The organism is Neorhizobium sp. LjRoot104, from assembly GCF_964253725.1.
Lineage (GTDB): Bacteria > Pseudomonadota > Alphaproteobacteria > Rhizobiales > Rhizobiaceae > Neorhizobium.
Map to the genome: position 1 here is coordinate 1,109,405 of NZ_CAXURS020000002.1, position 14,745 is coordinate 1,124,149.

Annotated in this window: 10 protein-coding genes; 9 read left to right on the forward strand and 1 reads right to left on the reverse strand. The window is 62.7% G+C overall.

Annotated features, from left to right (window positions below; all coding sequences use genetic code 11):
- Positions 1–26 precede the first annotated feature (26 nt).
- Positions 27–875: a 5-dehydro-4-deoxy-D-glucuronate isomerase gene (gene kduI / locus ACSQ8R_RS27390; RefSeq protein WP_436256485.1), complete on the forward strand. Its 849-nt coding sequence runs from the start codon at positions 27–29 to the stop codon at positions 873–875.
- 36 nt (positions 876–911) lie between these two features.
- Here kduI and ACSQ8R_RS27395 read toward each other — a convergent pair whose 3' ends face one another.
- Positions 912–1,961, reverse strand: a complete 1,050-nt coding sequence (locus ACSQ8R_RS27395) for a LacI family DNA-binding transcriptional regulator (protein WP_436256486.1) — start codon at positions 1,959–1,961, stop codon at positions 912–914.
- Positions 1,962–2,133: 172 nt separating this feature from the next.
- On the opposite strand from ACSQ8R_RS27395, the gene ACSQ8R_RS27400 reads away from it, so the two are divergent.
- From ACSQ8R_RS27400 to ACSQ8R_RS27435, 8 genes are all read left to right on the forward strand, one after another.
- Positions 2,134–4,059 (forward strand): ABC transporter substrate-binding protein, encoded by a 1,926-nt coding sequence (locus ACSQ8R_RS27400; protein ID WP_436256487.1) that lies wholly within the window; start codon positions 2,134–2,136, stop codon positions 4,057–4,059.
- Positions 4,060–4,146: 87 nt separating this feature from the next.
- Positions 4,147–6,255, forward strand: a complete 2,109-nt coding sequence (locus ACSQ8R_RS27405) for a family 10 glycosylhydrolase (protein ID WP_436256488.1) — start codon at positions 4,147–4,149, stop codon at positions 6,253–6,255.
- A gap of 110 nt (positions 6,256–6,365) precedes the next feature.
- Positions 6,366–7,352 (forward strand): ABC transporter permease, encoded by a 987-nt coding sequence (locus ACSQ8R_RS27410; protein WP_436256489.1) that lies wholly within the window; start codon positions 6,366–6,368, stop codon positions 7,350–7,352.
- Between the two features lie 10 nt (positions 7,353–7,362).
- Complete coding sequence (locus ACSQ8R_RS27415) at positions 7,363–8,553, forward strand: ABC transporter permease (RefSeq protein ID WP_436256490.1); 1,191 nt, start codon at positions 7,363–7,365, stop codon at positions 8,551–8,553.
- A 10-nt stretch (positions 8,554–8,563) separates the two neighbouring features.
- Complete coding sequence (locus tag ACSQ8R_RS27420) at positions 8,564–10,270, forward strand: ABC transporter ATP-binding protein (protein ID WP_436256491.1); 1,707 nt, start codon at positions 8,564–8,566, stop codon at positions 10,268–10,270.
- Between the two features lie 11 nt (positions 10,271–10,281).
- A complete protein-coding gene (gene otnI / locus ACSQ8R_RS27425) occupies positions 10,282–11,073 on the forward strand; it encodes a 2-oxo-tetronate isomerase (protein ID WP_436256492.1) in 792 nt (263 codons plus the stop codon).
- A 109-nt stretch (positions 11,074–11,182) separates the two neighbouring features.
- The gene (locus ACSQ8R_RS27430) at positions 11,183–13,291 is read left to right on the forward strand and encodes a beta-galactosidase (protein ID WP_436256493.1); all 2,109 of its coding nucleotides are present in this window, start codon (positions 11,183–11,185) and stop codon (positions 13,289–13,291) included.
- 125 nt (positions 13,292–13,416) lie between these two features.
- On the forward strand, positions 13,417–14,712 hold the full coding sequence (locus tag ACSQ8R_RS27435) for a flavin monoamine oxidase family protein (RefSeq protein WP_436256494.1): 1,296 nt from the start codon (positions 13,417–13,419) through the stop codon (positions 14,710–14,712).
- Positions 14,713–14,745: the final 33 nt, after the last annotated feature.

Here is a 14,745-nt window from a genome sequence, read left to right on the forward strand (position 1 = left end):
GCCGACAAACAGGAGGAAACTACACAATGACGATTGATCTCCGGACGCGCCATGCCGTTCACTACAGCCAGTCGGAGCGTATGACGAGCGCGGAACTGCGGGAGAACTTCGTCATCGAGGATCTCTTCGCGGCGGGCACCCTGCAGGCCGTCTACACCCATTACGACCGCATGCTGGTGGCGGGCGCTTCGCCGACGCAGGCAAGCCTCGGCGTCGGCAGCGAACTGGCGAAGATAGTCGGCGCGGACTACCTGCTGGACCGCCGCGAACTCGGCTTGATCAATATCGGCGGACCGGGCCGGGTTGTCGCCGACGGCAAGGCTTATGAGCTCCAGCCGATGGACGGGCTCTATCTCGGCATGGGAACGAAGGAGATTTCTTTCGAGAGCGATGACCCGTCGGTGCCGGCGAAATTCTACATCAACAGCGCGCCGGCGCACGCCACGCTGCCCTCGCGGATCGTCCGCAGTACCGACGCGATCGAGAACAATCTCGGCGATGGCGCCACGTCGAACAAGCGCAAACTCTATCAATATCTGCATCCCAAAGTGCTTCCGACCTGCCAGCTGCTGATGGGGTTGACCCGGCTGGAAACGGGCAGCGTCTGGAATACGATGCCGGCGCATCTGCACGACCGGCGGATGGAAGCCTATCTCTATTTCGAGCTGCCGGAGAACGCTTTCGTCGTTCACCTGATGGGCCGGCCGGCGGCCACCAACCATCTGATCATCCGCAACGAACAGGCCGTGCTCTCGCCGCCCTGGTCCATCCACTGCGGCGCCGGCACCGGTGCCTACGCCTTCATCTGGAGCATGGCCGGCGACAACCAGTCCTTCACCGACATGGACATGGTCGATATGAAGAGCCTCAAATAGGCCATCGAAGCCAATCCGCGCGCCTGGCAGGAACCGTCAGACGGAAACTATGCGCGGCTCCTGCCGAGGCGCGCTGCGATCAGCTGGATGCGCGGGGTCCTTGCATGGACCGGTGGACCGGCGTTCGACGATCCTCGACGCGACATGGACCCTGCGGGCGGGCGTTCCCGGCTGGCGCGGGTTCTCGATCCGCTCGAGCAGGAGCCGCAGACCGACGGCTCCACATTCCTGGCCCTCCATGCGCACCGTCGTTAGAGCCGGCGAAATCTGCTTGGCCGGCGAAAAATCGCCAAAACCGACCACTGATACGTCATCGGGAATGCGATAACCCTGGCCCAGGAGTTCGGAAACCACGGTGAGCGCCAAGCCGTCATGCGCGCAGAAGAAAGCCGTGGGTCGACCGTCCTTTTCCTTCAGCATGCGATAGGCTTCTGCAAAACCATTCTCCTCCTCGAACTGCAGCACGTGCAACGTAACGTCCGGGTGACGTTCGGCAATTTCGCGCGCCCCGTAAAAGCGCTCGCGGCGGCCGCGATAGCCGGGGTCTCCATAGACATAGGCGATGGAACGGTGACCGAGGTCTATCAGGTATTGGATTACGGCCTGCCCTGCCTCGTGATCGGTCCCGGAGACCTGATCGGCATCCTCCAGCGGATCGACCCAGCCGAACCGGATGATCGGCGTGCCGGTCGCCATCGCGGCGCGGATCGCCTCGCGGTCGTGCGGTCCGACCAGCAGAAGCCCGGCACATGTGCGCGCCAGTTCTTCAAGCTGGCCCTGGCTATGTGTCCATAACAGTCTGAGACCCATGCCGAGCCTGTGCGCCTCCGCCTGTACGCCGTTCTGGATCTGCATGTATAGCTCGCTATTGACCGGATCGAGGTCGTGAAAAACCACCGCAATATCGCCGGACGCTGATTGGTTGGCCGGCTTGCTGTAGCCGAGGCGCTCGGCGGTTTGGCGTATCCGCTCGCGGGTTTCCTCGCTGACGCCGCTCTTGCCGGACAACGATCTGGACACCGCATATTTCGAGAGGCCGACCTCGCGCGCGATCGTCTGTAAGGTGACCCGTCCCCTGCTCTTCATTCCCACACCCTCCGCAACCGCCGCTGACTACGCTGCTGCGCTGCAAAACGCAATTTTCCAAAACAATGATACATAACACTTTACCTAACAGTATTCGAATGCAAACTTTCTGTTATCCACGCTGAAGGGCAATAAGAGGTAACGGCGGGGACTGTGTGTGGAGGAGACACTCATGATCAAGCTGAAACGTCGTGCGTTTCTAGCCGGGAGTTCGGCCGTTTTGATTTTGCCGGCGCTGCCGGCTCTAGCCGTCGATTACAAGGAAGCGGGCATCCTGAAGGACAAGGTCGCAAGCGGCGCCCTTCCCCCTCTCAAGGATCGACTGCCCGCCAATCCCCTTGTCATCAAACCTGTTGAAAGCGTCGGAAAATATGGAGGAGACTGGAAGCTGGCGCTGGTTGGCGGCGGTTCGCTGTCCATGCTGTTCCGCTATCAGGCCTATGAGCCGCTGCTGCGGTATACGCCGGATTGGTCCGGCGTGACACTGAATGTCGCGGAAGCCTTCGACGGCAATGCGGACTCCACCGTCTACACCATCCGCCTGCGCAAAGGCATGAAATGGTCCGACGGACATCCCTATACCACCGCCGACGTCAAGTTCTGGTATGATACCGTGCTCACCGACAAGCGCGTCGCCGTGACCAGCCAGGGCCACTGGAAAACTGCCGGCAAGCCCGCCAAGCTGGAGGTGATCGACGAGCAGACCTTCAAGGTGATCTTCGAAAAACCTAACGGTATGTTCCCATTGCAGGTCGCCTGGTCCAACTGGGACCACACCACCCGCTGCCCGAAACACTATCTCGAACAGTTCCACATCGACTACAATCCGAAGGCGGACGAGCTCGCCAAGCAGCGCGGTTTCCAGACCTGGATTGCCGCCTTCCAGTCGGCCTCCGGCTTCCAGGACGACAACGCCTTCTTCCTCAATTCATCGAAGAAGCCTACGCTGAATGCCTGGTATTTCACCATCGCCCCGGGTGAAAACACCGAGCGCGTGGTGGCAGAGCGCAACCCCTACTACTGGAAGGTCGATACCGCCGGCAACCAGCTGCCCTATATGGACCGCATCGTCTACCAGATGGTGGCCGACCCGCAGGTGCTGCTCCTGAAATGCATGCAGGGCGAAATCGACCTGATGGACCAGTATATCGCAACCCCGAACAACAAGTCGGTTCTCTACGACGCGCGCAAGCAGGGCGACTACGATTTCTACACGCTGACCTCGACCGAGGCCAATGTCATGAACTTCATCTTCAACCTGAACCACAACGACGAGACAAAGCGAAAACTCTTCCGCAACAAGACGTTCCGCGCAGCTCTTTCCACGGCGCTTGATCGTCAGACGCTGATCGACGCGGTGCTGGTCGGCCAGGGCGCGCCCGCCCAGCCGTCGATCAAGGAAGGTGATCCGCTCTATAACGACAAGCTCGCCAAGCAGTTCACCGAATACAGCGTCGACAAGGCGAATGCCATGCTCGACGAACTTGTCCCGAAGCGCGACAGCCAGAATTTCCGTCTCGACGAGAAGGGCCGCCGTCTGACGATCATCTTCGAGATCGACCAGGCACGCCCGATCTTCCTCGATCTCTTCCAGCTGGCGATCCCGATGTTCCAGGCGGTCGGCATCGATGCCCAGATGCGCACCATGGACCGTTCTCTCTGGGAAACCCGCGTCCGCCAGGGCCGCGACTTCGATGCGACCGCGCACCAGTTCGGCGCCAATGGCGGCGTCGCGGCGATGCTCGATCCGCGCTACTACGTGCCGACCGACAGCAACGCGATGTATGCCCCGGCATGGCAGCTCTGGTATCTCGATCCCAAGAACGCCAATGCCGAGGAACCGCCGGAAGAGACCAAGAAGCTGCTTGCGCTCTACGACAAGCTGAAGGCGACATCGGACCAGGCGGGCCAGCGCGAGATCATGAAACAGATCCTGCAGGGGGCCGCTGACAACTTCTATGTCTTCGGCATTTCGCAGCCGCCGGACGGCTACGGCATCGTCAAGAACAACATGAAGAATATCACCAAGACCATGCCGAACTCATTCGGCTGGCCGACCCCTGCCCCGACCATGCCGGAGCAGTTCTACAAGGTCTGATGGCCTCGCACATTCCGATGTTTTCCGGGCGCCGGCTTTAACCGGCCGGCGCCACGGGACCCTTTTACCCGATGATTGGATGCCATCATGCTCGAGGCGAGACGACAGAACACCGACACCCTGCGGACTCCGGACTGGTTCAGGACTGCAACGCGCTGGACCCAGCTGACCTTCGTTGAGGATGATCCGGACAAATACGACCCGGCCTTCTGGATCGACGTCTTCAAGCGCACGAAATCCAACGCCGTCTGCCTCAGCGCCGGCGGCTACATCGCCTACTATCCAAGCAAGGTCCCTTATCACTATGTCAGCCAGTATCTGGGCGACAAGGATATTTTCGGCGCGCTCGTCGATGCGGCCCGCAAGCTCGACATGCACGTCATGGCCCGCGTCGACCCGCACGCCATTCACGACGACGCGGCCAAGGCCCATCCGGAATGGGTGATGGTCAATGCCGACGGCACGCCGCGCCGCCACTGGGCCTATCCGGATGTCTGGGTCACCAATGCCTATGGCGACTACAATTCGGTGTTCATGCCGGAGGTGGTCAAGGAGATCGTCCGGGAATACGATATCGACGCGATCTTCGCCAATCGCTGGCAGGGCCACGGCGTCGATTACAGCGAGGACAGCGCCCGCCGCTTCAAGGACATGTCCGGCTACGCCCTGCCGAAAAAGGCGGATGCCGAGGACCCGGCCTGGCAGGCATGGCTGCACTGGCGCCGCCGGGTGCTGACCGACGTGATCGCCCAGTGGGACGACGCGGTCAAAGCGATCCGGCCGCATGCGAGCTTCATACCCAACATGAGCGGCGCGTCGCTGATGGAGTTCGATCTCTCGGTCATCACCAGACATTGCCCCTTCCTCGTCGTCGATCACCAGGGCCGCAAGGGGCTGGAGCTCGGCTGGTCGGCCGGCCGCAACGGCAAGCGCATCCGCGCCACCTTTGCCGATCGCCCCGTGGTGCTGATCACCTCGATCGGCCCGGAGGAAGAGTATCGCTGGAAGGATGCGGTGACCTCGGGCGAGGAAATGCAGCTCTGGATCAACAACGGCACGGCCCACGGACTTTACGCCTGGTTCACGAAATTCAACGGCGTGGTGCCCGACAAGCGCTGGGTGGACCCGGTCGCCGAAGCCTTCGTGCTGCAGTCGGCCGTCGAGCCGGTCCTAGAAAGCATGACGCCGACGGCGGAAATCGCCGTGATCGACCCGTCGACGACCCTGCGCCATTGGGCGCCGGAAGACCGCCACGCAGCCGAAAAACACGAACTCGGCGTCTACCACGCCCTGGTCGAGGCGCGCCTGCCCTTCGAGCTTCTGTCCGATCAGGTTCTGACCAAGGACAACCTCGACCGCTTCAAGGTCATTATCCTCGCGAATGCCGCCTGTCTTTCGGATGCGCAGAACGAGGCGATCCGCGCCTATGTGGCGCGTGGCGGCAGCGTGGTCGGGTCCTACGAGACCTCGCTTCGCGACGAGTTCGGCAAGACGCGGGCCGAATTCGGCCTCTCGGATGTATTTGGCATCAAATTCGTCTCCGGCCCGCGCGGCATCGTCAAGAACACCTATGTGGCGCTCTCCGGCGACCATCCGGTCAATAAGGGTTTTGACGGCGCCGAGCGGATCATGGGCGGCACAAGGCTGATCCATGTCGAGCCGGTGACGGGCTCACAGACCCCCTTCCTCTACGTTCCCGATTTCCCGGATCTCCCAATGGAGGAAGTCTATCCGCGCGAAGACCCGGAAGGAGCGGCAGTCGTCGCCCGCGAAACCGGCAAGGGTGGCCGCACCGTCTATATCCCCTGGAATATCGGCGAGATCTTCTGGGAAGTGTTCGCCGTCGATCACGGCCGCCTGCTCTCCAACGCCGTCCATTGGGCGCTCGGCAAGACCCCGCGCGTCACCGTCAAAGGCCCCGGCGTCATCGACCTCGCGCTCCGGGAAAACTCCGAAGGCATTGCCCTCAGTCTCTTCAACCTCACCAACCCAATGATGATGAAAGGCCCGATCCGCGAAAATTACCCTCTGGCGGCCCAGACCGTTTCGGTGGAAGTTCCGAACGGCCAATCGGTGGCGAAAGCCTGGCTCGTCGTCGCGGACCGGGCGGCAAGCTTCAGCGTGAAGGATGGACGCGCGGAAGTCGAGGTGCCGGGCATAGAGCGGCTGGAGGTGCTGCATCTCACCTGGAAATAGGGTGAGAAACTGAAATGGAGGAGCGTTTCTGGCCTGGAGGGGCCGGGAGCGGATGGAGATCCGAAGGTGGCGCCCCAAGCGGCGTCTTCAACGGGAGGAGAACTATTCCGATGTTTGGCTACATCTTCAAGCGCGTGCTCTACATGATCCCGACCCTGTTCGGCATGTCGCTGATATCGTTCCTGATCATCCAGCTGCCGCCGGGTGACTACCTGACGTCGATGATCGCCACGATGAGCGACAGCGGCCAGGCGGTCGATCCGGCCCAGATCGAGCGGCTGAAGGAGATCTACGGCTTCGACGATCCTTTCTATATCCAGTATCTCAAGTGGATCTGGGGCATCGTCAGCCGCGGCGATTTCGGCCACTCGTTCGAATGGAACCAGCCCGTTTCCGGCCTGATCTGGGGCCGGATGGGTTCGACGCTGGTCATCTCGCTCTTAAGCCTGCTGTTCGTCTGGATCGTCGCACTGCCGATCGGCATCTATTCCGCCGTCCGCCGTCATTCGATCGGCGACCACGTCTTCACCTTCTTCGGCTTCATCGGCCTTGCCGTGCCGAACTTCATCCTGGCGCTGGTGCTGATGTACTTCGCCTACCGCTATCTTGGCCAGAGCGTCGGCGGCCTCAACTCGCCCGAATATGCCGAGGCCCCCTGGAGCCTTGCGAAGGTCGGCGATTTCCTCGCCCATCTGTGGATCCCGATCATCATCATCGGCGCTTCGGGAACGGCGGCGCTGATCCGCGTCCTGCGCGCCAACCTCACCGACGAGCTGCACAAGCCCTATGTGATCACCGCGCGCGCCAAGGGTCTGCCCGAATACAAGGTCATCCTCAAATATCCGGTGCGCATCGCGCTGAACCCGTTCGTCTCGGCGATCGGCTGGGTGCTGCCGCATCTGGTCTCCGGGGTGACGATCACGGCGATCGTGCTCAACCTGCCGACCGCCGGCCCGCTGCTGTTCAGGGCGCTGGTGTCGCAGGACATGTATCTCGCCGGCAGTTTCATCCTGCTTTTGAGTGCGCTGACCCTTGTCGGCATGCTGATTTCTGATCTGTTGCTGGCGCTGCTCGACCCGCGCATCCGGTTCAATTGAGGGAGGCGGCATGAGCACGCACGAGACATTCGGCACCTATTCCGGGCCGGTCCACACCGTCGCCGACGGTCCCTCGATCAGCCCGTTGAAAGCGGGCAAGACGATTTCGACGGCGACGGTCGGCCCCTGGCGGCTGATAGCCGGCAAGCTGGTCCGCCAGAAGGTGGCGATGGTGGCAGGCGCGATCATCCTCATCCTTTACCTGATCGGCCTGTTCGCCGAATTCCTCGCGCCCGCCCTGCCCGCCACCTCACGGCCGCAATATACCTATGCGCCGCCGCAGGGCTTGAGCTTCTTCGTCACCAAGCCGGACGGCAGTTCCGAGTTCAATTTCCATGTGAAGGGCTACAAGGTGGAGATCGAAAAGGTGGCGCTGCGGCGCACCTTCGTCGTCGATGACACCAAGGTCGTGCCGGTCGGGCTGTTCGTCAAAGGCCCGGGTTACGAACTCTGGGGCCTGATCCCGATGGACCGCCACCTGATCGGCCCGATCAACCCCAACGATCCGATGTATCTGCTCGGCGCCGATCGCCTCGGTCGTGACGTCTTTTCGCGGCTGGTCTACGGCACGCGGATTTCCATGTCGATCGGTCTCGTCGGCGTTGCCATGTCGCTCGTGCTGGGGGTCGTGCTAGGCTCGATATCGGGCTTTTACGGTGGTTGGATCGACACGGTGATCCAGCGGATGATCGAGGTGGTCAGCGCCATGCCGACCATTCCGCTCTGGCTCGGTCTTGCGGCGGCGATCCCTCTCACATGGTCGCCGGTCAACGTCTATTTCGTCATCACCATCATTGTGTCTCTGCTCGGCTGGACCAGCCTTGCGCGCGAGGTGCGCGGCCGATTCCTCGCCCTTCGCAGCGAGGATTTCGTCACGGCCGCGAGGCTCGACGGGTCGAGCGAGAAGCGGCTGATCTTCCGCCATATCCTGCCGTCGCTGACGAGCCATATTCTCGCCGTCGTCACACTCGCAGTGCCGACCATGATCGTTGCCGAGACCTCGCTTTCCTTCCTCGGCATCGGCCTGAAGCCGCCCGTCGTCAGCTGGGGCGTGCTGCTGCAGGACGCCCAGAACATCCGCACGGTGGCGACCGCGCCGTGGCTGTTGATCTGGCCCTCGCTCGCGGTGATCGTCGCCGTGCTGTCCTTCAATTTCTTCGGCGACGGCCTTCGCGATGCCGCCGACCCCTATGACAATTGACGAGGAAACCATGACCGATCTTGCCGAAGACGTCGTCCTTTCCATCGAAAACCTCTCGATCGATTTCCGGTTGAGAACCCATATACTGCATGCCGTCGAGAATGTCAGTTTCGACCTGAAGCGCGGCCAGACGCTCTGCCTTGTCGGCGAAAGCGGCTCGGGCAAGAGCGTCACCGCCCGATCGCTGCTGCAGATCGTCGATCGGCCGGGCAGCATCGTCGGCGGGCGCATCCTGCTGCGCAACGGCGGCGAGATCACCGACATCGCCAGGCTCGATCCGGATGGCCAGGCCATGCGCGCCATTCGCGGTCAGCGGATCGGCCTGATTTTCCAGGAGCCGATGAGCTCGCTGTCACCGGTCCATACAATCAGCTCCCAGATCATCGAAGCCGTCCGCCTGCACAGCAATCTCGACAAGCGCGCCGCCCGGGCGAAAACGGTCGAATTGCTGCGCCAGGTGGAAATCCCCAATCCGGAACAGATGGCGGACCGCTATACGTTCGAATTTTCCGGCGGCATGCGGCAGCGTGCGATGATCGCTATGGCTCTGGCCGGTAATCCCGATATCCTGATCGCCGACGAACCGACGACGGCACTCGACGTCACCACCCAGGCGGAGATCCTCGACCTGATCAAGCGGCTGCAGGTGGAGCGCGGCATGGCGATGCTGCTGATCACCCACGACATGGGCATCGTCGCCGAGGTGGCGGATGACGTTGCTGTGATGCGCTTCGGCCGCATCGTCGAAAGAGGTCCGGTCGATGCGATCTACCATGACGCCCAGCATCCTTATACGAGGCAGCTCCTCGCCTCGACGGTAAAACTGACACGCCATGTCGAAGGCAAGGCGCCGGTAGCGGCCGCAGTGTCACCGGCGCCACAGCCGATCCTTTCGGTCCGTAACCTCGGCAAGACCTTCGGCTGGCACGGCAAGACCAACTCGCTGCGCGCCGTCGATGACGCCAATTTCGATCTCTATCCGGGTGAAAACCTCGGCATCGTCGGCGAAAGCGGCTCGGGCAAGACGACACTCGGCCGGCTGATCCTGCGCACCGTCGAGCCGACGACGGGCAGCGTCGTTTACCGCAACAGGGATGGCGGCGAGATCGACGTCACCAGCCTGAGCAAGAAGGAGCTGCGCGGCTTCCACCGCGAGGTTCGCCTCGTCTTCCAGGATCCGTTCGCCTCGCTCAATCCGCGTATGACGGTCAAGGACGTGATCGGCGACCCGCTGATCGTCAACGGTCTCGCCAAGGGCAAGGCCCTCGAAGAGCGTATCGCCGAGTTGATGCGTCTCGTCGGGCTCGATCCGATGGGCATGGAACGGTATCCGCACGCCTTTTCCGGCGGCCAGCGGCAGCGCATCGGCATCGCCCGGGCGCTGGCGCTCGATCCGCGCATCATCATCGCCGACGAGGCGACCTCGGCGCTCGACGTGTCGATCCGCAGCCAGATCCTCGACCTTTTGCTCGACATCAGGAAGCGCCTCAACCTGAGCTTCATCTTCATCTCGCACGACATCTCGGTGGTGCGTTATTTCTGCGACCGCGTCGCCGTCATGCATCGCGGCAAGATCGTCGAACTCGGCGAGGCCGAGCAGATCTGCACCGCGCCGCAGGAGGCCTATACCAAGAGCCTGATTTCCGCCGTTCCCAATCCCGATCCCCGCGACAAGCGCATGCTGCACCGGCACCGCTTCGTCGCACCTGTAATCTAAGGACAGTGCCAGTGCCGAAATTCTCCGCCAATCTCTCCTTCCTCTACCAGGACCTGCCCTTCCTCGATCGCTTCGCCGCCGCTGCACGAGACGGTTTCGGCGGGCTCGAATATCTCGGCCCCTATGCCGAGCCGAAAGAGAAGGTCGTCGATGCGCTGAATGCCAGCGGCCTTGCCCAGGCGCTCTTCAATGTCCCGTCCGGCGATTGGGTCGGCGGCGAGCGCGGCATCACCTGCCTGCCGGACCGCATCCAGGAATTCCGCGATGGCGTGGCGCTCGCGCTCGATTATGCTCAGGCGCTGGGCTGCAAGCAGGTTAATGTCATCTCCGGCCTCGTGGCGGAGAATGCCGATGTCGATGCCCTGGAAAAGGTACTGGTCGAAAACCTGAAATATGCCGCGCCGCGCTGCGCCGATGCTGGCGTCAAGCTGCTGATCGAGCCGATCAACCTGCGCGACATTCCGGGCTTCTTCCTATCGACGACCGATCATGCGGAACGCATCCTCGACAAGGTCGGCTCCGACAATCTCTATATCCAGTACGATTTCTATCACATGCAGATCACGCAGGGCGATCTGATCCCGACCTTCGCCCGCCTGGGAGACAGGATCGCGCATGTGCAGATCGCCGACAATCCCGGCCGCCACGAGCCGGGGACGGGCGAGATCAACTACGATTTCATTCTCTCCGAGCTCGACCGCCTCGGTTACGACGGCTGGGTCGGCTGCGAATACCGTCCGAAGGCCGGCACCAGCGAAGGCCTCGGCTGGATGAAGCCCTATCTCGCCGGAGGGCCACGCTAAGATCAACGCCTTTCAGGACTAACCGGACGCCATCTTCGCCGCTTCCAGACCGGGGCCTTTCTCCGGAGGGCGGAGCCATGTCCGAACATCGATGAAGAAGGACAGGACCATGCTCAGAAACGATATCCAATTCCCCTACGGCGCCGTTTATTTCCGCAAGTCCAACCCGCCGCGCGAAGACTGGGAGCGCGACTATGCGACGGCAGGCGAGGATGGCCTCAACATCTTCCGCCACTGGTTCATGTGGAGTACGATCGAAACTGCGCCGGGCGTCTACGACTGGGAGGAATACGACCGCCAGCTCGATCTCGCGGCGAAGAACGGCATCAAGACGGTCATCGCCGAGCTCATCCATGCCGTACCCGATTGGGCGGTGCGCAAATACGCCGATGCGTTGCAGGTCAATGCCGACGGTACCAAGCTCGGCTCCTATATGGGGGTTTCCGCCGCGACCGGCGGCTTTTCCAACAATGGCGGCGGTGCCGGGGCACTGACGCTCAACTGCCCGGAGGTCAAGGAGGCGGCCGGTCGGTTCCTCACCGCGCTCGCCACCCGCTATAAGGACCACCCCGCGATCTACGGCTACGACGTCTGGAACGAGTGCAATTATTCCGCCGATGTCGATTACAGCAGCTATGCCAAATCGGCCTTCCGCATATGGCTGGAGAAGAAATACGGCACGCTGAAAGTGCTCGCCAAGGCCTGGTATCGCTACAGCTACGCGGAATGGGAGGATGTCGAGCCGCCGGTCCACATGGCGCCCTATCCCGAATGCATCGACTGGCTGCAGTTCAAGCGCGACAACTTTTACGAGCAGATGCAATGGCGCATCGATACGATCCGCGCCGTCGACCAGAAGAATACCATCGCCGCCCACGGCATATCCGGCGCGATCCCCAACATGGCGGCGAACGGCTGCGACGATTGGCTGGCCGCCTCCAAGGTCGAGGTCTATGGCTTCACCTGGATCCAGGCCCGCAAGGGGACGGAAGCCTGGAAGAACTGGTACGGCGTCGACATCAACCGCGCCGCCGCTCGCGGAAAACCCTTCTGGCATGCGGAGCGCCAGGGCGGGCCACTGTGGCTGCAGCCGCAGGTGATCGGCCGCGACAAGGATGACGGCCGCATCGCCGAGCCCGAGGATATCCGCCTGTGGAGCATGACCTCGTTTGCGGGCGGCGCCCGCGGCGTGCTGAACCTGCGCTGGCGGCCGCTGCTCGACGGCCCGCTTTTCGGCGCTTTCGGCGCCTATGGCATGGACGGTTCCCGCACGGCGCGCTCGAAGATGCAGAGCGACATGGCCAAATGGGCGAACGATCCCGCGCAAGCCGCCCTGTGGGAGGCAAAGCCGGTGCGCGGCGAGATCGGCATCCTGGTGGTTCCCGAGACGCAGGAATGGGATTACCTCTTGAACTACGACCGCAAGGAAAAACCCTATCCGGAAGCCATGTGGGGGGCCTATCGCGCCTTCCTCGAAAACGGCGTCCAGCCGGACTGGGTGCATATCGACGATATCGACGCCTATGACCGCCTCTATTTCCCCTATCCGATCATGTTCACCGCCGAACAGGCAAAACGCCTTGCCGCCTGGGTGGAAAAGGGCGGCACGCTGATCGCGGAGGCCTGCCCCGGCTATTTCGGCGACCGCGGCCATGTCGGCCAGGTGCAGCCGAACATGGGCCTGGACAAGGTTTTTGGCGCTCGGGAGGATCAGGTCGAATTCATGCCCGACATCGGCGACCGCATCCATTTCAAGCTGGATGGGGCGGCGGTCGATGGGGGAGGTTTCCTGCAATCCTATGTGCTTGCCGGCGGCACAGCGCGTGGCAATTTCGACGACGGGCGGCTTGCCGTGGTCGAGAACAGCTACGGCCGGGGCCGCACGCTGCTGATCGGCACCAATCCCTCGGTCGCCTATTACAAGTCGCAGGGCAAGGCGAACGCGCCCTTCTTCGCCGAGTTGCTGCGCTGGAGCGGCTGCGCGCCGCATGCGACCCTGTCGAACGGGGCGCTGTTCGCGCGGATCCATAAGGGCGAGAACGGCAGCTTCCTCTGGCTCGTCAACCCGACCCGCTCGGCGCAGGTGACCGAGGTGAAACTCGCCGAAGGCCATGGCCGGCTCGCCGCCGGCAAGGCCGTCTGGCCCGTCGGAGACGCCCATGACGGCGGCAAGATCGAGGTGCCGGCCCGTGACGTCCTGATCCTGCGGCTCGCGTGAGTCCGATCCGCCGCCCTCGGGATCCGATTCCCGAGGGAGGCACGGATTCCGATCTTCTCCAGCCTCGTAGACGTCCCGAAGCGCTTGCGGTAATGGCAAAGGCAGGAAGACGGTCGGAGATGAGAATGCCTGAGCGGGATGCCATTGTCGTCGGCGCGGGGTTTACGGGCCTGAGCGCCGCGCTGGAGCTTGTCGATGCAGGGCTCGACGTGTTGCTGCTCGAAGCGCGCAATCGGGTCGGCGGCAAGGTCGAGTCCGAGACGCTGTCGGATGGTACGCGCGTCGATACCGGCGGGCAGTTCTTCTGCCGCGACATGGCCCAACTGATGGCGCTGATCGCAGAGAACGGCAAGACGCCGGTCATGACCCATTACGACGGCGAGATGATCTACCGGCCGCCGGTTCCACCGCAGCAGGGTTTCGCACGCTGGCAGGGGGTCGATGCGCTGCGCGACCGGATGATCGCAACCGATCCGGACGACCCGGATCTCGCAAAACTGACGGTGGCCGACTGGGTGGCCCGGCAGGACGACGTGCCGGGCGACATCCGGAAAAGTTTCCTGCGGCTGATCAAGGGTCTCTGGTGCCGCGCGCCGGAGGAAATCGCCTTCACCTGGCTCGCCTCGAACGACCGGCGCATCACCAATACCTATTCGGAAATGGAAATGTTCCTGCCCGGCACGCTGCATGCGCTGGCCGACCAGCTCGCCGCCAGGCTTGGCGAGCGGCTGCGCCTCGGCACCGCGGTGACGGACATCGAGCATTCCGACACCGGCGTCACAGTCATCACCGGCAATGAACGGTTCTCGGCGAAACGCCTCATTCTGGCGCTGCCGCCCGTGATGATCCGCCGGCTGCCGTTTTCGCCCGCTCTCCCCGGGCCGCTGCGGAAGGCGCTTTCCGCCTGGGCGCCCGGCCTTTCGATCAAGCTGCAGGCCAGCTACGACACGCCCTTCTGGCGCGAGCGGGGGCTTTCCGGTGCCGTCATGTGGCATGAACCCCAAGGCCTCTATGCCTGCGACGCCAGCCGCGGCGACTATGCCGGCCTGATCATCTTCGTCGGCGGCCCGGAAGCGCAGCAATGGCACGAGCGGCCGCGCGAGGAACTCACCGCCTTCATCCGCGAGCAACTGACCGAAGCCTTCGGGCCTGAAGGCGGTAATCCCCGCGATATCCATGTCCGCGATTGGGTCAACGATCCCTGGAGCGGCGGCGCCTATAGCGATGTCGTGATCGATCTCGATGCACGCTATGCGGAGGACATTATCAACGAAGGCATCCCGCCCATTCATTTCGCATCGTCGGAATTATCCCCCTCCTATCCGGGCTATGTCGAAGGCGCGATCGTGGCGGGCAGGCTGGCGGCAGGACGGGTCATCGGCGCATTGGCGAACAGCCGGTCGAAGATCGGGGGCGAATGACGCCTCTATCGGCCCGAAGGACGCAACGGACAA

What these genes read in the sequence shown, in the direction of transcription:
- kduI (WP_436256485.1), top strand. Translation starts at nt 27, where the DNA reads ATGACGATTGATCTCCGGACGCGCCATGCCGTTCACTACAGCCAGTCG.
- ACSQ8R_RS27395 (WP_436256486.1), bottom strand. Translation starts at nt 1,961, where the DNA reads ATGAAGAGCAGGGGACGGGTCACCTTACAGACGATCGCGCGCGAGGTC.
- ACSQ8R_RS27400 (WP_436256487.1), top strand. Translation starts at nt 2,134, where the DNA reads ATGATCAAGCTGAAACGTCGTGCGTTTCTAGCCGGGAGTTCGGCCGTT.
- ACSQ8R_RS27405 (WP_436256488.1), top strand. Translation starts at nt 4,147, where the DNA reads ATGCTCGAGGCGAGACGACAGAACACCGACACCCTGCGGACTCCGGAC.
- ACSQ8R_RS27410 (WP_436256489.1), top strand. Translation starts at nt 6,366, where the DNA reads ATGTTTGGCTACATCTTCAAGCGCGTGCTCTACATGATCCCGACCCTG.
- ACSQ8R_RS27415 (WP_436256490.1), top strand. Translation starts at nt 7,363, where the DNA reads ATGAGCACGCACGAGACATTCGGCACCTATTCCGGGCCGGTCCACACC.
- ACSQ8R_RS27420 (WP_436256491.1), top strand. Translation starts at nt 8,564, where the DNA reads ATGACCGATCTTGCCGAAGACGTCGTCCTTTCCATCGAAAACCTCTCG.
- ACSQ8R_RS27430 (WP_436256493.1), top strand. Translation starts at nt 11,183, where the DNA reads ATGCTCAGAAACGATATCCAATTCCCCTACGGCGCCGTTTATTTCCGC.
- ACSQ8R_RS27435 (WP_436256494.1), top strand. Translation starts at nt 13,417, where the DNA reads ATGCCTGAGCGGGATGCCATTGTCGTCGGCGCGGGGTTTACGGGCCTG.